The organism is Methylobacterium sp. 174MFSha1.1, assembly GCF_900116815.1.
Lineage (GTDB): Bacteria > Pseudomonadota > Alphaproteobacteria > Rhizobiales > Beijerinckiaceae > Methylobacterium.
This window is the reverse complement of sequence record NZ_FPCB01000032.1, coordinates 1-23,932: the sequence shown is the minus strand read 5'-3', so window position 1 is coordinate 23,932 and position 23,932 is coordinate 1. Positions and strand designations below refer to the sequence as shown.

The 23,932-nt window shown below is 70.2% G+C and carries 22 protein-coding genes and 1 rRNA gene; 15 read left to right on the top strand and 8 right to left on the bottom strand.

What is annotated here, in order from left to right:
• Positions 1-60 precede the first annotated feature (60 nt).
• From plsX to BM430_RS24845, 9 genes are all read left to right on the top strand, one after another.
• Complete coding sequence (gene plsX, locus BM430_RS24885; RefSeq protein ID WP_093569930.1) at positions 61-1,095, top strand: phosphate acyltransferase PlsX; 1,035 nt, start codon at positions 61-63, stop codon at positions 1,093-1,095.
• A 30-nt stretch (positions 1,096-1,125) separates the two neighbouring features.
• Complete coding sequence (locus BM430_RS24880; protein WP_093569929.1) at positions 1,126-2,103, top strand: beta-ketoacyl-ACP synthase III; 978 nt, start codon at positions 1,126-1,128, stop codon at positions 2,101-2,103.
• Between the two features lie 132 nt (positions 2,104-2,235).
• Complete coding sequence (locus BM430_RS24875; RefSeq protein ID WP_093569928.1) at positions 2,236-2,553, top strand: integration host factor subunit alpha; 318 nt, start codon at positions 2,236-2,238, stop codon at positions 2,551-2,553.
• Between the two features lie 41 nt (positions 2,554-2,594).
• The gene (locus tag BM430_RS24870) at positions 2,595-3,140 is read left to right on the top strand and encodes a MerR family transcriptional regulator (RefSeq protein ID WP_093569927.1); all 546 of its coding nucleotides are present in this window, start codon (positions 2,595-2,597) and stop codon (positions 3,138-3,140) included.
• 353 nt (positions 3,141-3,493) lie between these two features.
• Positions 3,494-3,946: a hypothetical protein gene (locus BM430_RS24865; protein WP_093569926.1), complete on the top strand. Its 453-nt coding sequence runs from the start codon at positions 3,494-3,496 to the stop codon at positions 3,944-3,946.
• A 198-nt stretch (positions 3,947-4,144) separates the two neighbouring features.
• Positions 4,145-4,636 carry a 4-aminobutyrate aminotransferase gene (locus BM430_RS24860; RefSeq protein WP_093569925.1) on the top strand — a complete coding sequence of 164 codons (492 nt, stop codon included), beginning with the start codon at positions 4,145-4,147 and terminating at the stop codon, positions 4,634-4,636.
• A 369-nt stretch (positions 4,637-5,005) separates the two neighbouring features.
• A complete protein-coding gene (locus BM430_RS24855) occupies positions 5,006-6,958 on the top strand; it encodes a PrkA family serine protein kinase (RefSeq protein ID WP_093569924.1) in 1,953 nt (650 codons plus the stop codon).
• 128 nt (positions 6,959-7,086) lie between these two features.
• Complete coding sequence (locus BM430_RS24850) at positions 7,087-8,403, top strand: YeaH/YhbH family protein (RefSeq protein WP_093569923.1); 1,317 nt, start codon at positions 7,087-7,089, stop codon at positions 8,401-8,403.
• Between the two features lie 94 nt (positions 8,404-8,497).
• Positions 8,498-10,078: a SpoVR family protein gene (locus BM430_RS24845; protein WP_093569922.1), complete on the top strand. Its 1,581-nt coding sequence runs from the start codon at positions 8,498-8,500 to the stop codon at positions 10,076-10,078.
• Between the two features lie 13 nt (positions 10,079-10,091).
• On the opposite strand, the gene BM430_RS24840 is transcribed toward BM430_RS24845, so the two are convergent.
• Positions 10,092-10,442, bottom strand: coding sequence for an ATPase inhibitor subunit zeta (locus BM430_RS24840; RefSeq protein WP_093569921.1), 351 nt, complete (start codon positions 10,440-10,442; stop codon positions 10,092-10,094).
• Between the two features lie 179 nt (positions 10,443-10,621).
• Between BM430_RS24840 and BM430_RS24835 the strand changes: the two genes are divergently transcribed.
• A complete protein-coding gene (locus tag BM430_RS24835; RefSeq protein WP_093569920.1) occupies positions 10,622-11,113 on the top strand; it encodes a YciE/YciF ferroxidase family protein in 492 nt (163 codons plus the stop codon).
• Positions 11,114-11,157: 44 nt separating this feature from the next.
• Positions 11,158-11,571, top strand: a complete 414-nt coding sequence (locus tag BM430_RS24830) for a VOC family protein (RefSeq protein WP_093569919.1) — start codon at positions 11,158-11,160, stop codon at positions 11,569-11,571.
• 89 nt (positions 11,572-11,660) lie between these two features.
• On the opposite strand, the gene BM430_RS24825 is transcribed toward BM430_RS24830, so the two are convergent.
• The 5 genes from BM430_RS24825 to BM430_RS24805 form a co-directional block, all read right to left on the bottom strand.
• Positions 11,661-12,650, bottom strand: a complete 990-nt coding sequence (locus BM430_RS24825) for a glucokinase (protein ID WP_093569918.1) — start codon at positions 12,648-12,650, stop codon at positions 11,661-11,663.
• 122 nt (positions 12,651-12,772) lie between these two features.
• On the bottom strand, positions 12,773-13,723 hold the full coding sequence (locus BM430_RS24820) for a 3-hydroxyacyl-CoA dehydrogenase family protein (RefSeq protein WP_093569917.1): 951 nt from the start codon (positions 13,721-13,723) through the stop codon (positions 12,773-12,775).
• A 343-nt stretch (positions 13,724-14,066) separates the two neighbouring features.
• The gene (locus tag BM430_RS24815) at positions 14,067-15,095 is read right to left on the bottom strand and encodes a cyclase family protein (RefSeq protein ID WP_093569916.1); all 1,029 of its coding nucleotides are present in this window, start codon (positions 15,093-15,095) and stop codon (positions 14,067-14,069) included.
• Positions 15,092-16,312, bottom strand: coding sequence for an ABC transporter substrate-binding protein (locus BM430_RS24810; protein ID WP_244539656.1), 1,221 nt, complete (start codon positions 16,310-16,312; stop codon positions 15,092-15,094). Before BM430_RS24810 ends, BM430_RS24815 begins: the two co-directional genes overlap by 4 nt.
• A gap of 174 nt (positions 16,313-16,486) precedes the next feature.
• Positions 16,487-17,173, bottom strand: a complete 687-nt coding sequence (locus BM430_RS24805; RefSeq protein ID WP_093569915.1) for a histidine phosphatase family protein — start codon at positions 17,171-17,173, stop codon at positions 16,487-16,489.
• Positions 17,174-17,361: 188 nt separating this feature from the next.
• On the opposite strand from BM430_RS24805, the gene BM430_RS24800 reads away from it, so the two are divergent.
• Both BM430_RS24800 and BM430_RS24795 read left to right on the top strand, forming a co-directional pair.
• A complete protein-coding gene (locus BM430_RS24800) occupies positions 17,362-17,763 on the top strand; it encodes a PaaI family thioesterase (protein WP_093569914.1) in 402 nt (133 codons plus the stop codon).
• A 133-nt stretch (positions 17,764-17,896) separates the two neighbouring features.
• Positions 17,897-19,348, top strand: coding sequence for an MFS transporter (locus BM430_RS24795; protein WP_093569913.1), 1,452 nt, complete (start codon positions 17,897-17,899; stop codon positions 19,346-19,348).
• Between the two features lie 51 nt (positions 19,349-19,399).
• Here the strand turns inward: BM430_RS24795 and BM430_RS24790 are convergent, their stop codons facing one another.
• Positions 19,400-20,143 carry a LysR substrate-binding domain-containing protein gene (locus BM430_RS24790; protein ID WP_244539652.1) on the bottom strand — a complete coding sequence of 248 codons (744 nt, stop codon included), beginning with the start codon at positions 20,141-20,143 and terminating at the stop codon, positions 19,400-19,402.
• A gap of 25 nt (positions 20,144-20,168) precedes the next feature.
• A complete protein-coding gene (locus BM430_RS24785) occupies positions 20,169-21,242 on the bottom strand; it encodes an NAD(P)H-dependent flavin oxidoreductase (protein ID WP_093569912.1) in 1,074 nt (357 codons plus the stop codon).
• Positions 21,243-21,599: 357 nt separating this feature from the next.
• Here BM430_RS24785 and BM430_RS24780 point away from each other — a divergent pair, with 357 nt between their 5' ends.
• The gene (locus BM430_RS24780) at positions 21,600-23,150 is read left to right on the top strand and encodes a DEAD/DEAH box helicase (RefSeq protein WP_093569982.1); all 1,551 of its coding nucleotides are present in this window, start codon (positions 21,600-21,602) and stop codon (positions 23,148-23,150) included.
• A 572-nt stretch (positions 23,151-23,722) separates the two neighbouring features.
• Positions 23,723-23,932, top strand: a 16S ribosomal RNA gene (locus BM430_RS24775); the annotation flags it as partial.

The window sequence follows — 23,932 nt, the reverse complement described above, 5'->3', positions numbered from 1 at the left end:
GCGCCGCGGACCCCTCGTTCGCGCGTCCCCGGCGGATCCGAGAGGCTGTTCGACACCCCCATGTCCCAGAGAGTGCGCATCTCGCTCGACGCGATGGGCGGCGACCACGGCCCCTCGACGGTCGTGCCCGGTGCGGGGCTCGCCCGCGAGCGCCACCCCGAGACGACCTTCCTGATGTTCGGCGACGAGGCGGTGCTCACTCCCCTGGTCGCGGCCGAGCCGCGCCTGAAGGGCGCGGTCGAGATCCGCCACACCACCGTGGCGGTCGCCATGGACGAGAAGCCGAGCCAGGCGGTGCGCTCGGGCCGCGGCAAGTCGTCGATGTGGAAGGCGATCCAGGCCGTGCGCGACGGCGAGGCCGATGCCGCGGTGTCGGCCGGCAATACCGGCGCGCTGATGGCGATGTCGAAGATCTGCCTCAAGACGATGTCGCATATCGAGCGGCCGGCGATCGCCTGCCTGTGGCCGACGGTGCGCGGCGAGAGCGTGGTGCTCGACGTCGGCGCCACCATCGGCACCGACGCCAACCACCTCGTCGACATGGCGGTGATGGGCGCCGCGATGGCCCGGATCGTGTTCGACCTCGACCGGCCGACGGTCGGGCTCCTCAACGTCGGCACCGAGGAGATGAAGGGCAACGAGGCGGTCAAGGAGGCCGCCCGCATGCTGCGCGAGGGCGACCTGGCGGGGCTCGCCTATCACGGCTTCGTCGAGGGCACCGATCTCGGCCGCGGCACCGTCGACGTGGTGGTGACGGAGGGCTTCACCGGCAACATCGCGCTCAAGACCGCCGAGGGAACCGCCAAGCAGATCGCCGCGTACCTCAAGGGCGCGATGGGCCGGACCCTGATGGCGAAGATCGGCTACCTGTTCGCCCGCGGCGCCTTCCGGGCGCTGCGCGAGAAGATGAACCCGAGCCGGGCCAATGGCGGCGTGTTCCTCGGCCTCGAGGGCATCGTCATCAAGAGCCACGGCGCCGCCGACGCCGAGGGCTTCGCCGCCGCCGTCGATCTGGCCTACGACATGGCCCGCCACGACCTGATGCGGACGATCCGGGAGCGCCTCGACGCGACCCCGGCGCAAGCCTCAGCATGAAGACCGCCTCGGCCTAAGGGAGGACGCACCATGACCCGCCTTCGCTCGGTGGTGCGGGGCTGCGGCTCCTACCTGCCGCGGACGACCGTCACCAACGACGACCTCGCCGCCCGGGTCGAAACCTCGGACGACTGGATCATCCAGCGCACCGGCATCCGCCAGCGCCACATCGCCGAGCCCGACGAGACCACCTCTGTGCTCGGCATCAAGGCGGCCGAGGCCGCGTTGCGCGACGCCGACATCGACCCGTCGACGATCGACCTCGTGATCTGCGCCACCTCGACGCCGGACCACACCTTCCCGTCGACCGCGACGCAGATCCAGGCCGGGCTCGGCATCCGGACGGGGGCCGCCTTCGACCTCCAGGCGGTCTGCGCCGGCTTCGTCTACGCGGTCGCCACCGCCGACAAGTTCCTGACCACGGGTGCGGCCACCCGCGCCCTCGTCGTCGGCGCCGAGACCTTCTCACGGTTGCTCGACTGGGAGGACCGCACCACCTGCGTGCTGTTCGGCGACGGCGCCGGCGCCCTGGTGCTGGAAGCCCAGCCCGGCGAGGGCCATTCGGGCGACCGCGGCGTGCTGACGAGCCAGCTCCGGGCCGACGGCCGCCACCGGGAAAAGCTCTACGTCGACGGCGGTCCGGGCTCCACGGGCACGACCGGCAAGCTGCGCATGGTCGGCAAGGAGGTCTTCCGCTTCGCCGTCGGCTCGGTCACCGACGTGATCGCACAGGCCTTCGAGGCCACCGGCACCACCGCCGACGACCTCGACTGGTTCGTGCCGCACCAGGCCAACCGCCGCATCATCGAGGCCTCGGCCGACAAGCTCGGCATCGCCCGCGAGAAGGTGGTGCTCACCGTCGACCGGCACGGCAACACCTCGGCGGCCTCGATCCCGCTCGCGCTCGACGCCGCCTGCCGCGACGGCCGGATCAAGCGCGGCGACCTCGTGATGATCGAGGCGATCGGCGGCGGCTTCACCTGGGGCAGCGCGCTGATCCGCTGGTAAGCCGGACAAGGACGCCGGCAAACTACCGAGGAAGCCGCCCGGCGCCCGGTTGACCCGGCGCGCATCGCCGATTAGCGTGCGCGATCATAGACATACGTTGTTCGTGAATCAGCCGCCCGGGGGAGCAGCACGATGGCAGGCAAGACGGTCACGCGGGCCGATCTGAGCGAGGCCGTCTACCAGCGGGTCGGCCTGTCGCGGACGGAATCCGCCGCCCTGGTGGAGACCGTGCTGTCGGAGATCTGCGGCTGCCTCGCCTCCGGCGAGACCGTGAAGCTGTCCTCGTTCGGCTCCTTCGTGGTGCGCGACAAGGGCAAGCGGGTCGGCCGCAACCCGAAGACCGGCGTCGAGGTGGCGATCGAGCCGCGCCGGGTGATGGTGTTCAAGCCCTCGAACGTCCTCAAGGCCCGGATCAACGGCGAGGCCGCCCCGGACGACGACGACAGTTGAGCCCGCCCGGGCGCCGCGCGGGCTGATTCAGGATCGGACCGATGACCGGGACGCCGATCGAGGACGGGGACCTCCCGGAGCCCGGTGGAGCCGACGCTCCCGGCCGCGCCCTTCTGCCCGAGAAGGGACTTTTGCCCGAGAAAGAGCCTGGCGCCTTCCGCACGATCAGCGAGGTCGCGGAGGACCTCGACCTGCCCCAGCACGTGCTGCGCTTCTGGGAGACCCGCTTCACCCAGGTGCGCCCGCTCAAGCGCGGCGGCAACCGGCGCTACTACCGCCCCGACGACGTCGACCTCCTGCGCGGCATCCGCCGCCTGCTCTATGGGCAGGGCTACACGATCCGCGGCGCCCAGCGGGTGCTGCGCGAGCGCGGCATGCGCTTCGTCCAGGCGGTCGGCCGCGGCGAGCAGGTCGCTCCCGCCTTCGTCGAATCCGACCCCGAGCCGGAGCCGGAAGTAGCCCCGCCGCCACTCGGGCGGGCGGACCGGGCGAGCCTCACGGCCGTGCTGGACGAGTTGCGGGCGTGCCGGCGGTCGTTGGCAGGGTTGCGAATGACGGAGGGGGACAGCGACGGCCAACGCGAGTGAGGGCAGCGCTAATCATCCGACAATCACGAACGAGCGTCGCAGTCCCTCTGACCTTCCTCGATTGCACTCACCGGAAAGTCATACCCTCCGGGTCATTCCGGGGCCGCGAAGCGGAGCCCGGAATCCAGACGCTCAGGTCTTTCAGAAGAGCGCGGAACGGCATCCGATCTATCCTGATCCACCTGCGGTTCTGGATTCCGGGCTCCGCTTCGCGGCCCCGGAATGACGCGGAGGATGTCAGATGAGTCGTTGCAACGGTCGGCTTCGCCGCCGCATCGCTCCGCACCTCGCCCCACCGACTTTATTTTCTGTTCCGTTTCAGAACCGAACGCCCCGACCGGCGTTACGCGCACATGGTCGAGCCCCGCCGCCACGTTTCCCCGACGACCGAGCTGATCGCGCGGCTGATGCGCGTCGTGCGCACCTGCCCGGAGGCGACCGCCGACGTGCTCGAACTGGTGCTGCTGGTGAGCCAGATCGAAGCGATTCCCGTCGTCGACCGCGATTACCGCGACGCCAAGCGGGTGATCGCGCGGCTGCGCCAGCCGCTCTGGGACATGACGCCCGATCAGCGCAAGGTGCTGGCCCGCGCCGCCGACACGATCCGCGACGCCTGCCGCCTGCGCGAGAGCGACATCCCGGCCGACCCGATCGGCGATGCCGGCGAGCGGGCGCGGATCGAGCGCGGGCTCGCCTCGGCCCTTGCGGGCGAGTTCACGCCGGCCCAGATCGCCCGGGTGACCGGCGCGACCCTGGCGGTGATGCAGGCCGCGACGGGCGACGGGCCTGGGGAGGGGACGGCATGATCGGCGATTATCCGGTCGAGGGCAGGGGCTACTGGATCTGGCTCGGCGGCGTCGCCCTGCTCGGGCTGTTCAACCTCTTCGTGATGCTGGTCCTGCATTAGGACCGGTTTCCGCTCCGGAACCCGCGCTCCGGGCCTCGACGGCGGCCGGCCCGCTCCCCACATGCGGCCGGCATCCCCTCGGAGAGCTTAGAGCCACATGACCAGCCCCATCCGCCCGACCCTGGCGCTCGCCGTCCTGATGGCCGCCGGGCCCGTGCTGGCCGCAGGCCCCGCCTTGGCACAGGTCGTCTTGGCGCAGGCCGCCAAGGTGCGCGAGCACTCCGTCGCCTCCGGCAAGCAGGTCCGGCTGGTGATGGTGCCGAACCTGAAGAAGGACTGCTCGCTCGGGCCGCAGCCGGAGCTGAAGGTGACGGGCGCGCCGAAGAACGGCGCCCTGATCCAGCGCGCCGGCAAGGTGAAGACGCCGGCCACCTATCGCTGCCCGAACGTCGAGGCCAACGTCCAGGCCCTGTTCTACGAGAGCAAGGCCGGCTTCACCGGCAGCGACGAGGTCACCGTCGAGATCAAGGGTACCGACGGCAACGTCAGCACCCAGACCATCAAGCTCACCGTCGGGGCCGCCGGCACCAAGGAAGGCCCGAAGGACGGGGGCAAGGACGGCGCGAAGAAGGATTCCGTCGACCTCTGAGTGCCGCCCAGCTCCGCACCCGGTGCGTGAGACCCTGGTAGAGGGCGAAACGAAGCGGGAACGCCGACCTCGCGGCCGGCGTTCTTTCCTGAGTCCCGCGGGGCTGCCGACGGCACTCCGAGGGGTGTGGAAAAACCGGAACAGGCGTGTCCTTTACGGCACAGCGCCGGTGGGTCATCGGCTTTCGCATTGGCGGATCTGAGACTTTCCCGGCCGAAACGGCACGCGCCTTGCCCGCAACCCGCCTGCATACAGGCTCCTGGCTGCCTCCGCACCCCTCCTTCCGTCGCCGCGCTGCGACAAACATGGGGATATCGATTGCATCCGAGGCGGGACAGGATGATCCTGGCGATGTCGTGAGGGTCCGGAATGCCAATGCCGTCAGCGAGCGACCTCTTTCAAACTTTCGCGCGCAGCTACGAGTCCCGCCGGGACGCGGAGCTGTCCCTGTCCGAATATCTCGAAGCCTGCCGTGACAATCCCCTGATGTACGCGAGTGCGCCGGAGCGCATTCTCGACGCGATCGGGAAGCCGGAGTTCATCGATACGGCGCGGGATTCGCGTCTGGGCCGGATCTTCATGAACCGGACCATCCGGATTTACCCGGCCTTCTCCGAGTTCTACGGCATGGAGGAGACGATCGAGCGCATCGTCTCGTTCTTCCGCCATGCCGCCCAAGGGTTGGAGGAGCGCAAGCAGATCCTCTACCTGCTGGGTCCGGTGGGCGGCGGCAAGTCGTCCCTGGCCGAGCGGCTCAAGGCCCTGATGGAGGTGCATCCCATCTACGTGCTCAAGGCCGGCAACGAGATGAGCCCGGTCTTCGAGAGCCCGCTGGTGCTGTTCGACCCCGAGACGATGGGGCCGATGATCGAGGAGCGCTACGGCGTGCCGCGGCGGCGCCTCACCGGCCTGATGAGCCCGTGGTGCCTCAAGCGCCTCGACGAGTTCGGCGGCGACATCTCGAAGTTCAAGGTCGTCAAGGTCAACCCGTCGCGCCTGCGCCAGATCGGTATCGCCAAGACCGAGCCGGGCGACGAGAACAACCAGGACATCTCGTCCCTGGTCGGCAAGGTCGACATCCGCAAGCTCGAGACGCTGAGCCAGGCCGATCCCGACGCCTATTCCTACTCGGGCGGCCTCAACCGGGCGAACCAGGGCATCCTCGAATTCGTCGAGATGTTCAAGGCGCCGATCAAGATGCTGCACCCCCTGCTCACCGCGACGCAGGAGGGCAATTACGTCGGCACCGAGAATATCGGGGCGATCCCGTTCACCGGCATCATCCTCGCCCACTCGAACGAGGCCGAGTGGCAGAGCTTCAAGACCAACAAGAACAACGAAGCCTTCATCGACCGCATCTACGTCATCAAGGTGCCGTACTGCCTGCGGGTGACCGAGGAGCAGCGGATCTACGAGAAGCTGGTCTCCGGCTCCGAGCTCGCCACCGCCCGCTGCGCCCCCGGCACCCTGGAGATGCTGGCCCGGTTCTCGGTGCTCTCGCGCCTGCGCGAGCACGCGAACTCGAACGTCTTCTCCAAGATGCGGGTCTATGACGGCGAGTCGTTGCGCGAGGTCGATCCCCGCGCCCGCTCGATGCAGGAATACAAGGACACCGCCGGCGTCGACGAGGGCATGGACGGGATCTCGACCCGCTTCGCCTTCAAGGTGATGGCCGCCACCTTCAACCACGACACCACCGAGGTCTCGGCCGACCCGGTCCACCTGATGTACGTCCTGGAGCAGTCGCTGCGCCGCGAGCAGCTGCCGCCCGAGACCGAGAAGCGCTACCTTGAATTCATCAAGGGCGAGCTGGCGCCGCGCTACGCGGAGTTCATCGGCCACGAGATCCAGAAGGCCTATCTCGAATCCTACCACGATTACGGCCAGAACCTGTTCGACCGCTACATCGACTACGCCGATGCCTGGATCGAGGACCAGGACTTCAAGGACCCGGAGACCGGGCAGCTGCTCAACCGCGAGCTCCTGAACCAGGAACTCACCAAGATCGAGAAGCCGGCGGGCATCGCCAACCCGAAGGATTTTCGCAACGAGGTGGTGAAGTTCGCCCTGCGCTCGCGGGCCCAGCACGGCGGGCGCAACCCGTCCTGGACCTCCTACGAGAAGATCCGCGAGGTGATCGAGCGGCGGATGTTCAGCCAGGTCGAGGAGCTGCTGCCGGTGATCTCCTTCGGCTCGAAGAAGGACAGCGAGACCGAGAAGAAGCACGGCGAGTTCGTCGAGCGGATGAAGGATCGCGGCTACACCGAGCGCCAGGTCCGTCGCCTGGTCGAGTGGTACATGCGCGTCAAGCAGGCTGGCTAAAACGTAGGCAGACCATCGCGGCCCGCGGGAAAAAGTCTCCCGCGGGCCGTCCGGCCTCCCCCGAGTGGAGCGGTGGCGGGGGATGGGCCCGATACGGTATGATGGCGTGATCGGAGAGCGCGAAGCGGATGCACATCATCGATCGACGCCTCAATCCCGGCGGCAAGAGCCTGGCGAACCGGCAGCGCTTCCTGCGCCGGGTCCGGGACGTGGCTCAGCGCGCCGTGCGCGAGGCGGCCCGGGAGAAGGACATCAAGGATCTCGGCAAGGACGGCAACGTCACCGTTCCGGTCGACGGCGTGCGCGAGCCGAAATTCACCCGCAACCCCTCGACCGGGATCAACGACCACATCCTGCCCGGCAACAAGACCTATATCGAAGGTGACCTGATCGAGCGCCCGCCGGGCGGCGGCGGGGGAGGCGGCGGCAGCGGCGAGGGCAGCGACGGCGGCGCGGACGGCGAGGACACGTTCCGCTTCGTCCTCACCCGCGAGGAGTTCCTGGAGCTCTTCCTCGAGGACCTGGAGCTGCCCGACCTCGCCAAGCGCCGCCTCGCGGTGGTCGAGACCGCGACCCTGCGCCGGGCCGGCTACACGGTGTCCGGCTCGCCCGCCAACCTCGCGCTCGGGCGGACCCTGCGGAACTCGCTGTCGCGGCGCATCGCCCTCAAGCGGCCGAAGGCCGCCGAGATGGAAATCCTTGAGGAGGAGATCCGGGCGCTGGAGGAGAGCCAGCCCGACGCGGTGGTCCTCGACGAGTTGAAGGCGGAGCTGGAGCGCCTGCGCACCCGCTCGCAACGCATCCCCTACGTCGACCCGATCGACCTGCGCTACCGGCGCTTCGAGCCCTATCCGCGCCCTGTCGCCCAGGCGGTGATGTTCTGCCTGATGGACGTCTCGGGCTCGATGACCGAGCACATGAAGGACCTCGCCAAAAGGTTCTACATCCTGCTCCATATCTTTCTCACCCGCCGCTACAAGCACGTCGAGATCGTCTTCATCCGCCACACCGACCACGCCAAGGAGGTCGACGAGGAGACCTTCTTCGGCTCGCGAGAGACCGGGGGCACCCTGGTGTCCTCGGCCCTGGTCGAGATGAAGCGGATCATCGCCGAGCGCTACAATCCCGAGGACTGGAACATCTACGCGGCCCAGGCCTCGGACGGCGACAACGTGTCGAGCGACGGCCCCACCTCGCAGGATCTGCTGCGCTCCGCAATCCTGCCGGCTTGCCAGTACTTCGCCTATCTCGAGGTCGGCGACGAGGGCGGTCCGCGGGCGGGCTTCGTCGAGCACCGCACCACCTTGTGGCGCACCTACGAGCCGGTCTCGAAGGCCAACTCGGTGCTGGCGATGCGCAAGGTCAACCACCGCCGCGACATCTACCCGGTCTTCCGCGAGCTGTTCGCGCGCAACAAGGCCGGGCAGGACGCCGCGTCGCCGTGACGGACCCGCGGCTCCGCCGGAGCCGCGCGGTCCGAGGTTCAGGGTTCGCATCCCGCCGGGGGATGCTTCAAGGCACCGGGAGGTCCGACGCCCGATGAGTTCCGCCACCTTCGGCGCACGGCCCGCGGGCCCGGCCGTGATCGTCAAGAACACCCCGCTCTTCACCGGCAACGACTGGGACTTCGACACGATCCGGCGCATCCACGACGCCTGCGAGGCGATCGCCGGGCCGGAGCTCGGCCTGAGCTGGTACCCGAACCAGATTGAGATCATCACCGCCGAGCAGATGCTCGACGCCTACGCGTCGATCGGCATGCCGCTGTTCTACAAGCACTGGTCGTTCGGCAAGCACTTCGCCCAGCACGAGGCCGGCTATCGCCGCGGCCTGATGGGCCTGGCCTACGAGATCGTCATCAATTCCGACCCGTGCATCTCCTACATCATGGAGGAGAACACGGCGACGATGCAGACGCTGGTCATCGCCCACGCCGCCTTCGGCCACAACCACTTCTTCAAGAACAACTATCTCTTCCGGCAGTGGACCGACGCCGAGGGCATCCTCGACTACCTGGACTTCGCCAAGACCTTCATCACCCGCTGCGAGGAGCGCTACGGCCACAACGCCGTCGAATCGGTGCTCGACGCCGCCCACGCGCTGATGAACCAGGGCGTCCACCGCTACCCGCGCAAGAAGCGGCCCGACCTCTCCTCCGAGCAGCGCCGCGAGCGCGAGCGCCAGGAGCACCAGGAGAGGATGTATAACGACCTGTGGCGCACCTTGCCGGCCAAGACCCAGGCCGGCAAGCCCGACCCGCAGGCCGAGCGCCGCCGGGCGCTGCTGGAACTGCCGCAGGAGAACATCCTCTACTTCCTGGAGAAGGCGGCGCCGCGTCTGCAGCCCTGGCAGCGCGAGATCCTGCGCATCGTCCGCCACGTCGCGCAGTACTTCTACCCGCAGCGCCAGACCAAGGTGATGAACGAGGGCTGCGCCACCTACAACCACTACCGGATCATGACCCGGCTGTCCGAGACCGGGCAGATCGACGAGGCGGCCTACCTCGAATTCCTGCAGTCGCACACCAACGTGATCCGTCAGCCGACCTACGACGACCGGCATTACGGCGGGCACAACCCCTACGCCATCGGCTTCGCCATGATGACGGACATCGCCCGCATCTGCACCGAGCCGACGGAGGAGGACCGGGCCTGGTTCCCCGACATCGCCGGCAGCGGCGACCCGATGGGCGTGCTGCGCGACGTCTGGGCGAATTATCGCGACGAGAGCTTCATCGCGCAGTTCCTCAGCCCGAAGCTGATGCGCCAGCTGCGGCTGTTCCACGTCACCGACGATCCCGACAAGCCGGAATTGCGGGTCGAGGCGATCCACGACGAGCGCGGCTATCGGAAGTTGCGCCGGGCCTTCGCCCGGCAATACGACGTCGCCTGGCTCGATCCCGACATCGAGGTGGTCGACGTCGATCTGGAGGGCGACCGCAAGCTGATCCTGCACCACAAGGTGCTCAACCGCGTCCTGCTCAACAAGGACGACGCGATGCGGGTGCTCCAGCACCTCGCCGACCTGTGGGGCTACGACGTCCTGATGAAGGAGGTCGACACCGCGACCGGTGCTGTGCTCAAGGAGCACACCGCCAGCGCGCGGCCGACCTTCTTCTGATCATTTCTCTCGATCAGCTTGCCCGTGCCTGCTCGCGCACGGTCCGGGCCGCCTCGGCGCCGTAGCGGGCGATCAACCCCGGCAGTTGGTCGGCCTCCGCCGCGGCGCCCCCGGCGGCGAGGTCGGCCCGCAGCCGTTCGACCAGGGCCTCGTCCGCCGTGCGGCCGGGGCCGGGCGGAACCGAGACCGCCTCGACCAGCCGGCTCTTGTAGGCCTCGGCCTCGCGCCCGCCGAGATTCAGGCGTTCGCACATCCAGGCGCCGAGCATCTTGTTTCGCCGGGCGAGCGCGAGGAAGCGCAGCTCCTCATCGAGGGCGAACAGCGCCTCGGCGGCCCGCTCCCGCTCCTCGAACATCGTGGTCATGGCGTCGTCTCCCTCGGATCCACGCCCCTCGTCCATGACAATGGCGACGACCGGTTCCCGGAACCAGGGCCCGTCGCAGGGCCGTGATCTTGGCCGGAGTTTTGGCCGGAATCTTGGCCGGAACGAAGCGGGCGGCCCGCGAGTTGCCGGGGCACATCGGTACCCCACGGGAGCATCTCATGGCCGACGACAAGAACCTCCGGGCGCTCTTCCTGCACCAGCTGAAGGACACCTACTTCGCCGAGAACGCGATCCTGAAGGCGCTGCCGAAGATGGCGAAGGCCGCCCGCTCGGAGGAGCTGCGCGGCGCGCTCAGCGTCCATGTCGAAGAGACCCGCGAGCAGGTGAAGCGCCTCGACCAGGTGTTCCGGAGCGTCGGAGAGAAGCCGGAGGGCGTCACCTGCCAGGCGATCCAGGGCATCATCGCCGAGGGCGAAGAGGTGATGCAGGAATTCTCCGGCAGCGAGGCGCTCGATGCCGGCCTGATCGCCGCCGCACAGGCGGTGGAGCATTACGAGATCACCCGCTACGGCACCCTGCTCGCCTGGGCCAAGCAGCTGGGCCTCGGTGAGGCCGAGGGCCTGATCAAGGAGACCCTGGTCGAGGAGGAGAACACCGACGAGCTCCTGTCCGAGCTCGCGGAGGAGGCCGTCAACCCGGCCGCCGCGTAACCGCCACGGCCGTCCGCGCGTTCATCCGGTTGGGAGGTGGCGCCATGCCGGAGATCGCCGGGATCCTCGAGACGGTCCTCTACGTCGACGACCTCGCGCGGGCGGCCGCGTTCTGGGGCGGGCCGATCGGCCTGCCCTGCCTCCACGAGGACCATCGGATGCGGGCCTACGACGTCGCCGGCCGCGGCGTCCTGCTGCTGTTTCCCCGCGGCGGCTCGCTCCACCCGATCCCGACGCCCGGCGGCACCATCCCGCCCCATGACGGCTCGGGCCCGCTGCACCTCGCGCTCGCGATCCCGGCCGGTGCGCTGGAGGCGTGGGAGCGGCACCTGACCGCGCACGGCATCCCGATCGAGGGACGGACGACCTGGCCGCGCGGCGGCGTCAGCCTGTATTTCCGCGATCCGGACGGGCATCTGGTGGAGCTGGCGACGCCGGGATTGTGGAAGGGGTATTGAGAGTCAAATTCCCGCCCCCTTTCCCGGACGACTGGAGCGTCAGCGGAAGGAGATCCGGGAAAGGGAGAGGTGAGCGAGAGCTCGGCGCCTCACGCCGTCCAATGCTGCCCGTCATACGCGAACCGGTCCGGCTGGCAGGCCAGCGCCGAGAGGCCGGCGAGCGCCGGGTCGGCGATGGTGATGACGCAGGTCGGGATCTGCTTCATCCGGTCGGAGAAGGGCGGCTTGTGCTCGAAGGCCTGCCGGAAATCGCCCTCGTTGAGCAGGTCGAGGATCCGGGGCACGATGCCGCCGCCGATATAGACGCCGCCGGTCGCCAGGAAGGTGAGGGCGAGGTCGCCGCAGACGCGCCCGAGCAGCCTGGAGAACACCCGGAGCGTCCGCCGCGCCGCCGGATCCTCGCCCGACATCCCGCGCTCGGTGATGTCTTTCGCGTCGAGGTCGCCGCCGCCGAGGCCGGCATGGAGCCGGGAGAGGCCGGGGCCGGAGAGCAGCGACTCGACGGTGATCCGGCCCTCGATCCGGGCGAGGCGCGGCCAGAACGCGAACTCGTCGTCGTCGCTCGGCCCGAAATCGGTGTGGCCGGCCTCGGTCGAGACGATGGCGAGCTGGTTGCCGTAGGGCACGAGGCCGGCGGCGCCGAACCCGGTGCCGGGGCCGAGGACCAGGCGCGCGCCGCCGTCCGGGCAGAGGGTCGGGCCGATCTGCTCCAGGATCGAACGGTCGCGCCCGGCCGGGTCGAGGGCGGCGGCGCCGGCCGCCACCGGCACGTAGTCGTTGACGATCCGGCAGCTGGCGAGGCCGAAATCGCGGCCGATCCGCTCGCCCTCGATCACCCAATGGGCGTTGGTGAGGTGCACCGCCGGCCCGTCGACCCGGGCGGCCACCGCCAGGATGGCGGAACGGGGCGGGGCGACCGTGCTCTGCGCCAGGGCGGCGCGGATCGCCGCGCTCGGATCGGGATAGGCCGCGGTCTTCTCGTGAGCGAGCACGACGGGCTCGGCCCCCGGCTTCTCCTGCACGGCGAAGCGCGCGTTGGTGCCACCGATGTCGCCGAACAGGACCGGGAACTCGAACATGGCCGCCGCCTCGCCTCCGGAGCACTCACACTCCCCGGTTATAGCGCCGCGGCGGCCCCGGTCGACCGGCTGAGTGTCTCTCACACGACTCCCGACCGCGTCGGGAGTCGTGTGAGGTGCCCTTACTCGCCTTCCATCCGGCCGACCTGCTTCATCGCCTGCTTGAGGGCGAGCAGGCGGCGGTCGCGGTCGCGAAAGAGCTCGGCCGGGTCGCGCCCGCCCCAGTCGAAGAAGCCCTTGCCGGCCATCACGCCGGTGCGCCCCTTCGCCACGAGATCGTCGATCGCCTCCGAGCGGGTGCGCGCCGGCGGCGGGCTGTAGCTCGCATTGGCGAGGGCGTGGCGTAAGAGCTCGATGCCGGTGAAATCCGCCTTGGCGAGGTGGCCGAGGATCGGGATGCGCAAGGCGAGGCCGTGGATGATCGCGTCGTCGATCTCGCGGGCCGAGGCCACCCCCTCGTCGAGCAGGTGGTAGACCTCGGCCGAGATCGCCGACTGGATCCGGTTGGCGACGTAGCCCGGGATGAAGCGCTTGAGCACGATCGGCACCTGGCCGAGGCCGAGGACGAGCTGGCGCGCCTCCTCGATCACCGCCGGGTCGGTCTGCGGCCCCGGCACCACGTCGACGAGGTCGACGATGTAGGGCGGGGTGTACCAGTGCATCACCAGGGCGCGCGCCTGACGGGCGTCCGGGATCAGCGGGAAGACGTCGAGATAGCTGGTGTTGCTGGCGATCCGCGTCTCGGGATCGCAGAGCCGGTCGAGCTCGGAGAACAGCGTGCGCTTCGCCTCCGGGTTCTCGGTGATCGCCTCGATGACGAGGTGTGCCCCGGCGACGGTGGCGCCGAGGTCGGGTTCGAGGCGGATGGCGTCCGCCGCCCGCTCCGGCGTCCAGTCGGCCGAGACGGCGCCGGCCTCGCGCAGGGTGTCGAGGGCGGAAGCGATCAGGCCCGGCACCCGTTCCAGGGTCTCGGGGCGGCTGTCGGTCAGCCGCACCCGGTGCCCGCCCAGCGCCAGGACCAGGGCGATGCCGTGCCCCATCAGCCCGGCCCCGATGACCGCGATCTCGCTCATGATCGTCCTCCCGTGTTGGTTGATGGCCGGCGCGAAGCATGACTTGCTCGCGCAGATTGTTTGACACCCTCCATCGTCATCCCGGGGCCGCGAACGCGGAACACGGGATCCATATCCGCCGAGATTTCAATCCGGAGCGGAACGCGATCCGCCTCGTTCTTGGACGTCAGCGGTTATGGATCCCGGGTTCCGCTTTCGCGGCCCCGGGACGACCGTGAGGGGACGAAGACGGTCCCCCCCGACCGGTAACCACCACGGCCCCGGCCGCGCGACATGCCGCTCCCGCCAGCACCCTGCGGGCGGGGCGAGCCACACGGTCATCCGGTCTTCGCAAGGCTTCGCTCTAAACGGTCGCGATCGGCGTCGTCGGCGAGCCGACGGCGCCCGGCAGCCGCAGGGGCGGTGCGGTGAGAAGGAAGCGGTGGCGGCCATGCGCCCGCAGCCAGGCGGCGAGCGGGGTGAGGTGCCACAATTCGCCGAGATTGACCCCGAGGCGGAACAGGCAGTGCTCGTGGAGCGGCAGGGTGGCGCAGCACCCCTCCGCCGGCATCGCCGGATGGACCTCGACGGCGTAATTGTCGGCGATGAGGGCAGCGAGCCCCGAATCGGTGATCCAGTTGAGGAGCTTGCGGTCGCGCCCGTCGAGCCCGGCGCAGAGGTCGTGGACCACTGCTGGATCGGGGTTGCGGTTCATGCCGAGCAGCCGCTCGGCAAAGCCCGTATGCAGGCAGACCATGTCGCCGGGCTCGACCGTGACACCGTCCGCGTCGAGGATGCGGCGCAACCCGTCGTATCCCACCGCCACCCGCGCGTCGCCGAGATGGGCGTGGAGGTCGATCATCACGCCGCGGCCCTGCATGCCGCGCTCGGCCAGCCGCTCGATGCCGAGGGCCTGGGCGCGGGAGGGCGCGCCCGCTTCTTCCGGCGTCGTCGGCCCGGTGATGTCGGAGCCGGCGCGAAAGCCGTTGTAGTAGACCGGCCGCGCGGTGCCGTCGCCCTCGACGTCGAACAGCGAGCCGACATGGGCGAGGCTGTCCCACTGCGTCGAGTATTGCAGGTGGAGCACCGCGAGGTCGTCGCTGATGACGTCGGTGGCGTCGGGCACCTCCTCGCAGACCAGGAAGTTCATGTTCGGCCGGCCGCTCGCCCGCATGGTCGGGCGGATCTGCGGCGGGTGGCGGCGCGGGTTGAGGACGTTGCCGCCCGGGAAGTCGAGGGGCAGGCTGAGGCAGAAGGTCAGGCCTTCCCGCACCTCGGCCGCGCCCTGGCGCACCTTCTCGGGGGTCAGGAGGTTGAGCCGGCCGAGCTCGTCGTCGGGGCCGAAATCGCCCCAGGTCGAGCCCTCCGGGCGGCGGCGCCAGCGCATCGTCATTTCTTCACCAGGGGGCAGCGGGAGGCGGAAATCGGTTGGAACGCCTGCTCGCCCGGCACGGTGGCGACGAGCTTGTAGAGGTCCCAGGGGCCCTTCGACTCCTCGGGCTTCTTGACCTCGAACAGGTACATGTCGTGGATCATGCGGCCGTCCTCCCGGATGCGCCCGCCCCGGGCGTAGAAATCGTCGACCGGCGTGGCGCGCATCGCCGCCATCACCGGCGCGGTCTCGTCGGTGCCGGCCTTCTCGACGGCCTTCAGGTAGTGGGTCACCGTCGAGTAGACGCCGGCCTGGGACATGTTCGGCATCTTGCCGACGCGGTCGAAGTAGCGCTTCGACCAGGCCCGCGTCTCGTCATTGAGGTCCCAGTAGAATCCTTCGGTCAGCAGCATGCCCTGCGTCGCCTTGAGGCCGAGGCTGTGGACGTCGCTGATGTAGACCAGCAGTCCCGCGAGCTTCTGGCCGCCCTGGGTCAGGCCGAACTCGGCGGCCTGCTTGATGGCGTTGGTGGTGTCGGCGCCCGCATTGGCGAGGCCGACGACCTTGGCGCCCGAGCCCTGGGCCTGGAGCAGGAAGGACGAGAAGTCGGCGGTGTTGAGCGGCACCCGCACCCCGCCCAGAACCTTGCCGCCATTGGCCTTCACCACCGCGCCGGCGTCGCGCTCGAGGTCCTGGCCGAAGGCGTAGTCGGCGGTGACGAAGTACCAGGAATCACCGCCCGCCTTGACGGTGGCGAGCGCCGTGGAATTGGCGAGCGCGTAGGTGTCGTAGGCCCAGTGCACCGAGACGGGCGAGCAGGCCTCGTTGGTGAGCCGCACCGCGCCGGGACCGTTGAACACGATCACCTTGTTCTTGGCCTTGGCGATGTCGGCGGCGGCGAGCGCCGTGGCGGAGGCCGCGACATCCAGGATCGCATCGACGCCACCGGTATCGAACCAGGCCCGGGCGGTCGCCGCCGCGATGTCCGGCTTGTTCTGGTGGTCGGCGACCACGACCTCGACGGGGGCGCCCAGCACCTTGCCGCCGAAATCCTCCACCGCCATGCGGGCCGCCGCGGTGCTGCCGGGCCCGGTGACGTCCGCGTAAGGCCCCGACATGTCGAGCAGGAAGCCGAGGCGCACCACGCCGCCGGAAACCCCTGCCGAACCCTTTTGCGATGGTGCGGCCGGCGCCTGCTGCGCGCAGGCCACCCCATGCCACGGCATGCCCGGCACCATGACGGCCAGAGCCGCCGCCAGAAGCGTTGTCCTCACCCGGTCCGTCCTTCGTCGAAGACGTTCGTTCGTGCGGTACGCCGTCGAGGGCGCCCGGGTGCATGGTCCGGACAAGGGGACCCGGTTGTCAACCGTCGCCGATGCGGGCCGGCGCTGAAAAGCCGGTATGGCCGCGCGTCACGCCGCCGGCCCGGCCCCCTCCGCCGCCCCGAGCCAGGGCTGGGCGTTCACCATCCCGACGCGCCAGCCCGTCCCGTCCGGGCCGGCGTAGTGGTCGAGGCGGGTGAGCGAGCAATTCTCGATCGCGAAGGCGAGGCCGCCCTGCGGAGACAGGTTCAGCGCCTGCGCGAGGGCGGCCCGGATCGTGCCGCCATGGGCCACCGCCACGATGTCGCGGCCGCTATGCTCGGCGGTGAGCTCGTCGACCGCCGCCGTCACCCGGGCGTACAGCTCCGAGAAGCTCTCGCCGCCCGGCGGGCGCTCCTCGGCGGGGGCGAACCAGTAGCTCGCGGCGTCGGGCTGGCGCTCTGCGAAGAAGCGCGCCCGATCCCGGCCCTGCCACTCGCCGAGATTCTGCTCGGCGAGGGCCGGCAGGGCGGTGAGGCGCGGCACCCTCCCGTCCACCGTGAAGTCGCCGGCCTGCCACAGGGCCTCGGCAGTCTGGCGGGTGCGGCCGAGATGGCTCGCGACCCAGACGGCGCCACGGGGCAGCACCGGGGCGAGGCCGGAGAAGACGTGCGCGTCGCCGCAATCGCACGCGATGTCCTGGCCGCCGTAGATGCGGCCGCCATCGCCCCGCACGGGGGCGTGACGCACCCACCACCAGCGGGTGCGGACGAAGGAGGAGGGGGGCGAAGCGCTCATGGATTCTCTTTGCATCGCGCCCCGGCCGCGAGGGGCCGAGGCGTTCGGCGCAGGAAAGGGGGCGGCCTTGCGGGCACGCCCTGCCTGGCCGGACGACGCCGTCCGGCCCTGCGGCGGGAGCATAGCGCGAATTGCCAGGCCGGCGAACTCTCCGCATAGGTGCGGCACGCGAGGACCGGAGCGGATCGATGGACGAGGCGGATACCAGCTTGATCTACGGGGCGGACATCCCGTTCGCCCGGCTCTGCGGCATCGAGGCGCTGGAGATCGTCGAGGGGCGCACCCGCCTGCGCCTGGAGCTGGGGCCGCAGCACGGCAACAATCTCGGCATCGCCCATGGCGGCATCCTCTGCACGCTGCTCGACATCGCCATGGGCACGGTGGCCCGGCTCACCGCCGGACGGCCGGTCGTGACCCTCGACATGCAGACCCGCTTCCTCTCGCCCGGCCACGGCGTGCTCCTGGCGGAAGGCCGGGTGACGCGGGCCGGGCAGTCGATCCTGTTCTGCGACGCCGAGATCCGCGACGAGGCCGGGCGGGTGGTGGCGACCTCGACCGGCGTGTTCAAGCCGGTCGGCGCCAAGGGGTAAGGGGGCCGCAAGGGATAGGGGAGCGGGACAGGATCTCGAAGGCCGGGCCATGTTTCCGGCCTGTTGCGGGTTCCCGTCGCGGCTCCGGGAGCCATCTTGTCGGGATCAGCCCCGGCCGCCGAAAAGGGTCCCGATGACGTCTCCTTCCGCCACCCGCACCGCGCCCGGCGGCGTGATCGAGACGGACGTCTCGGCCCGGCTCGACCGGTTGCCCTGGGGCCGGTTCCACACCCTCGTGGTGCTGGCGCTCGGCATCACCTGGGTGCTCGACGGGCTGGAGGTGACGCTGGCCGGGGCGCTCGCCGGCGCCCTCAAGGCGAGCCCGACGCTGCACTTCTCCAATGCCGAGATCGGGCTCGCGACCTCGAGCTACCTCGCCGGCGCGGTGCTCGGGGCGGTCGGCTTCGGCTGGCTCACCGACCGGCTCGGGCGCAAGAAGCTCTTCTTCATCACCCTGGCGGTGTACCTGGCGGCCACCGCCGCCACCGGCCTGTCCTGGAACCTGTGGAGCTTCTGCCTCTTCCGCTTCCTCACCGGGGCCGGTATCGGCGGCGAGTACACGGCGATCAACTCGACGATCCAGGAGCTGATCCCGGCCCGGGCCCGGGGCTGGACCGACCTCGTCATCAACGGCAGCTTCTGGCTCGGCGCGGTGCTGGGCGCCGGCACCTCGCTGGTCGTGCTCGATCCCGCCCTGTTCGGGCCGGACATCGGCTGGCGCGTCGCCTTCGGGCTCGGCGCCTTCCTCGGCCTCATCATCCTCTTTCTGCGCACCTGGATCCCCGAGAGCCCGCGCTGGCTGATGACCCACGGGCGGCACGAGGAGGCCGAGGCGCTGGTGGCAGGCATCGAGGCGCGCTTCCGCGCCGAGGGCCATACCTTGAGCGACGGCCCGTTCCCGAAGGCGCGCCTGCGCCAGCGCAGCCACACCCCGCTCGCCGAGGTGTTCTCGGCCCTCAAGACCTACCGGCAGCGGGCGTGGGTGGGGCTGGCGCTGATGTCGGCCCAGGCCTTCTTCTACAACGCGATCTTCTTCACCTACGCGCTGATCCTGATCGACTTCTACCGCGTGCCGGCGGACGGGGTCGGCTGGTACATCCTGCCCTTCGCCGCCGGCAATTTCTTCGGGCCGGTGCTGCTCGGGCGGCTGTTCGACACGGTCGGCCGCAAGCCGATGATCGCCTTCACCTATGGGATGTCCGGGGTGCTGCTGGCCCTGAGCGGATGGGCGTTCCAGCAGGAGATCGTGACCGCCACGACCCTGACCCTGTGCTGGATGGCGGTGTTCTTCTTCGCCTCGGCGGCGGCCAGTTCGGCCTATCTCACGGTGAGCGAGGTCTTCCCGCTCGAGATCCGGGCGCTCGCCATCGCGCTGTTCTATGCGGTCGGCACCTCGGTCGGGGCGGTCGGGCCGGCCCTGTTCGGGGTGCTGATCGAGGGCCATTCCCGCGACGCCATCTTCGGCGGGTACCTGCTGGCCTCCGCGCTGATGATCGCCGCCGGGGCGGTCGCGGGAATCTGGGGGGTGGCGGCGGAGCGCAAGTCGCTGGAGGACGTGGCAAAGCCGCTGGCGGCCGCGGAGTGAGGCGGGGTCAGGGCGGCCCGCCGGGATCGGGCTGCAGCACGGTCAATTCGCTCAGCAGGGTCGCGCGCAGGCGCTGAAGGCCGCCACGAGGCGGTCCTGCGCCCGCAGCGGCGGAAAGACCAGGGCGAAGACCACCGGCAGGGCGGGGGCGAAGCGGCGGATCTCGATCGGCGAGACCTTCGCCTCCTCGTAGGCCGCCAGGGGGTTCATCAGGCCGACGCCGATGCCGGCCGCGACCAGGGTGCAGACCGCCGAGCCGAGACCGGCCTCGGCCGCGACCGAGCGCCGGATCCCGGCCGCCTCGAACACCGCGTCGATCCGCACGCGCAGGGGATTGCCGACCGGCGCATCGACGAAGGGCTCCCCGGCGAGATCGGCCGGGTCGAGGACGGCCCGGCGCGCCAGCCGATGGCCCCGGGGGAGCACCGCCACGCAGTCGAGGCTCAGCACCGGATCGACCTGCACGCTGCCTTGCGCGCCGTACAGCATGGTGAGGCCGGCCTCGCAGAAGCCTTCGGCGATCCACTTGTACACCGTGCCCTCGTCGCCGGCATGGATCGAGACCATCACCCCCGGATTCTCGCGCTTGAACCGGGCGACGGAGCGGGCGAGCAGCCCGCCGGCCAGGCGCGGCATGGCCGCGACGCTCAGGCGGCCGGCCCCGAAGAGACGGATGTCGGCCGCCGCGGCTTCGAGGCTGGCGAGACCGATGCAGGCCCGTTCGACCTTGCGGTGGAAGCGCTCCGCCTCGACGGTGGGGGAGAGGCGGCTGCCGCTGCGCTCGAACAGCGGCAAGCGTAGGGGCGACCCGGCCTGCCGCTCAGCGCAACAGCCCCGCGGCTCCCTCCCAGATCTCCCCGACCACCTCGCCGGCCGGCATAGCCCGCGCCAGGCCAGCCGCCTGCCCGGCCCAGGCCTGCATGCGCGAAAGATCGCCCTCCCTCACCGCCGCCTCGCGCATTCCTTGCGTCAGGCCGCGCTGGACCGGGTAGGGGGCGGGCGCCGGCGCATCCGGCCGGGCGGCGGCGGCCACATAATCCGTATCGAGGCTGCGGCCGGTGCGGCCGCTGAAGGCGCGGGTGAGGCGGGTGTCCTCCGGGCGCGCCCGCCCGAGACCGTCGGCCCAGGCCTGTGGGATCCCGGCCTCGGGGCAGCGCAGGAAGCCGGTGCCGACCTGCACCGCGCTGGCGCCGAGCAAGAGGGCCGCCGCGGCCCCGCGGGCATCGGCAATACCGCCGGTGGCGACGACCGGAACGCTCACCGCATCGACGACCGCCGGCAGCAGAGCCATCAGGCCGACCGCCCCGCTCTCGGCGCGTGCCGCCTCGAACGCGCCGCGATGGCCGCCGGCCTCCGCGCCCTGCGCCACCACCGCGTCGGCCCCGGCCTCTTGCGCCACCAGCGCCTCCGCCACCGTCGTGACGGTAGCCCACCAGGCGATACCGGCTTCCTTCAGGCGGGCAACGACTTCCGGCGGGTAGAGCCCCATGATCGACGAGACGATGCGCGGCCGAGCCGCGATCAGCGCCTCGCATTGAGCGGCGAAGTCGGGCGGTGCCGCATCGCCGGCCTCCGGCGGCACTGCCGGGCCGAAGCGGCCGAGAAAGGCGCGCAGAGCGTCCTCCCGAGAGGGGTCGCGGATCGGGGCGGGATCGGGGATCCAGAGGTTGATCTGGAACGGACCCGCCTCCCGCACGGCCTCGGCCCAGGCCAGGATCGCCGCCGGCTGCATCAGGAGCGCCCCGCAGGCGCCCAGACCCCCGGCTCGCATCACGGCGAGCGAGAGCGCCGGGGGACAGGCCCCGGCCATCGGGGCGAGGATGAGCGGCCGGCGCAGGCCGTAGGCGGCGGCGAAGGATTCCGCACGGACGAGGGCGGGGTGGCGGGCGGACATGGGGGCGGCTCCGGCCGAGAGAACTCTCCGGCCGTATCAATCACCGCGTGGGACCGAAGGAGCAAGCGCCCGCCGCAAAGCTGCCGCGCGGACGACGCAGCGTCCGCCGATTGACTTCGCACCCGCACAACGCCATATGGCGGATTGCAGCGTCAGCGGCCGATCGTGGTCCGCTCGAGAGGGCTGCGTGACGGATTTCGCCGCGGCACCTGCGCGGCAGGCCCGGCCCTCTCTTAATCGCTGATCCCTTCGGATCGCTCCATCACGCGGGCGGTCTCCCGACATAGGATCGCGATGAAGGCCGTGCACGGCGCGCGCCTTGCGGCGATCCCGCTGCCAAATTCCAAGAAGATTCCCTTGACCCAGTTCACCGATTTCGGCCTCGCGGCGCCGCTCCTGAAGGCGCTCGCCCAGGCCGGCTACGTCACGCCGACCCCGATCCAGGCGCAGGCGATCCCGCCGGCCATGCAGGGCAAGGACCTGTGCGGCATCGCCCAGACCGGCACCGGCAAGACCGCTTCCTTCGCGCTGCCGATCCTGCACCGCCTCGCCACCGAGGGCGCGGCCAAGCCCGCGCCGCGCCGCAGCTGCCGCGTGCTGGTGCTCGCCCCGACCCGCGAGCTGGCGAGCCAGATCGCCGACAGCTTCAAGGAATACGGCCAGTTCCTGAAGCTCACCACCACGGTGGTGTTCGGCGGCGTCACCATCGGCCGCCAGGAGCGGGCGCTCGCCAACGGCGTCGACGTGCTGGTCGCCACCCCGGGCCGGCTCCTCGACCTGATCGACCGCCGCTCGCTCACCCTCGACGGCGTCGAGTACCTGGTCCTCGACGAGGCCGACCAGATGCTCGACCTCGGCTTCATCCACGCCCTCAAGCGCATCGTGAAGCTGCTGCCGGCCCAGCGCCAGAGCCTGTTCTTCTCGGCGACCATGCCGAAGAACATCGCCGGCCTCGCCGACCAGTACCTGAAGAACCCGGTCCAGGTCGCGGTGACCCCGGTCGCCACCACCGCCGAGCGGGTCGACCAGAAGGTCGTCTTCGTGCCGACCGGCTCGAAGCAGTCGCTGCTCGCCACGATCCTGCGCGACGAGACGATCGACCGGGTGCTGGTCTTCACCCGCACCAAGCACGGCGCCGACCGCGTGGTGCGCGGCCTGGAGCGCGACGGCATCGGCTCGGCGGCGATCCACGGCAACAAGTCGCAGCCGCAGCGCGAGCGGGCGCTCGCCGCCTTCCGCGCCGGCACCTGCCGGGTGCTCGTCGCGACCGACATCGCCGCCCGCGGCATCGACGTCGACGGCGTCTCGCACGTCGTCAACTTCGACCTGCCGAACGTGCCGGAGGCCTATGTCCACCGCATCGGCCGCACCGCGCGCGCCGGCAAGGACGGCCTCGCGATCTCGTTCTGCAACGACGAGGAGAAGGCCTACCTGCGCGACATCGAGCGCCTGACCCGCCAGAAGGTGCCGGTGATGGCGATCCCCGAGGGCTTCGTGCCCCCGAGCCGCGAGGAGGCCGCCCAGGCCGTGGCCGAGGCCGAGCGCGACCGGCGCCAGCCGGGCTCGGGCCCGCGCAACCAGCGTCCCGGCGGCGGCCGCCAGGGCCAGCAGCCCGGCCAGCGCCAGGGCCGTCCCGGCGGCGGCCAGGGCCAGCCGGCGGGCCGTCAAGGCCAGCCGCGCCACGGCGCTGGCCGGCCGCAGGAGCACCGCGAGCCGCGCGCTCATGACGGCCGCGGCGGCCAGGACGTCCGCGGCGGGCACGAGGGCCGGCAGGGTCGCCCGCATGGGCAGCAGAACCGTCCCCAGGGCGGCCAGCGCGCCGACGGCAACCGCCAGCAGCGCCCGGCGGGCGGCGGGGGCAACCGCGACGGCCGCGCGATCGGCTGGCTCGACCGCGCCCCGCGCTGACGGCCTGATCCGCATCGACTGATCGGAAGCCCGCGCTCCCCCGGAGTGCGGGCTTCCTGCCTTCGGCGACCCTCGCGTCGCTGACTGAAAGCCGGTCGACGCGGGAGCCCCATAAGCGCGGGGGAGGGGGCTTCACCGGCGGATCCCTCAGGCGAACAGGCCCTTCCCCGAAGCATCGATCGCCGCTGATGCGGATCCGATGCGCGGTTCCCAGCTCGGGCGAGTTGACAGGCGAGCCGGCTACCCTTAGACAGCCGCTCACCGACGGGGCGCCGAGACGAACGGCCTGCCCCGCAGGACTTCCCGAGAGAGAGTGAAGCAAGAGCCAGGGCAACCCGGCGCTGCTTTATGGTCTCTAGGGTACGAGATCTGGCTCCGGCCCGATCAGCTCTTTGACAAGTTCATACGAGAAAGAGAAGCGTGGACGGTGTCGTCCCTGCGGATCCTGCCTTTGGGTAGGATCGTGAGTAGGATGATGCTGGTCTTAACGTTTCGGTGCTCACACGATCAGGCGGAAACGCCGGTCGGTCGTGAGCCTCCGTTACTATTGTGATCAGCTATGATCAGCTCTTCAACTTGAGAGTTTGATCCTGGCTCAGAGCGAACGCTGGCGGCAGGCTTAACACATGCAAGTCGAGCGGGCCCTTCGGGGTCAGCGGCAGACGGGTGAGTAACGCGTGGGAACGTGCCCTTCGGTTCGGAATAACTCAGGGAAACTTGAGCTAATACCGGATACGCCCTTATGGGGAAAGGTTTACTGCCGAAGGATCGGCCCGCGTCTG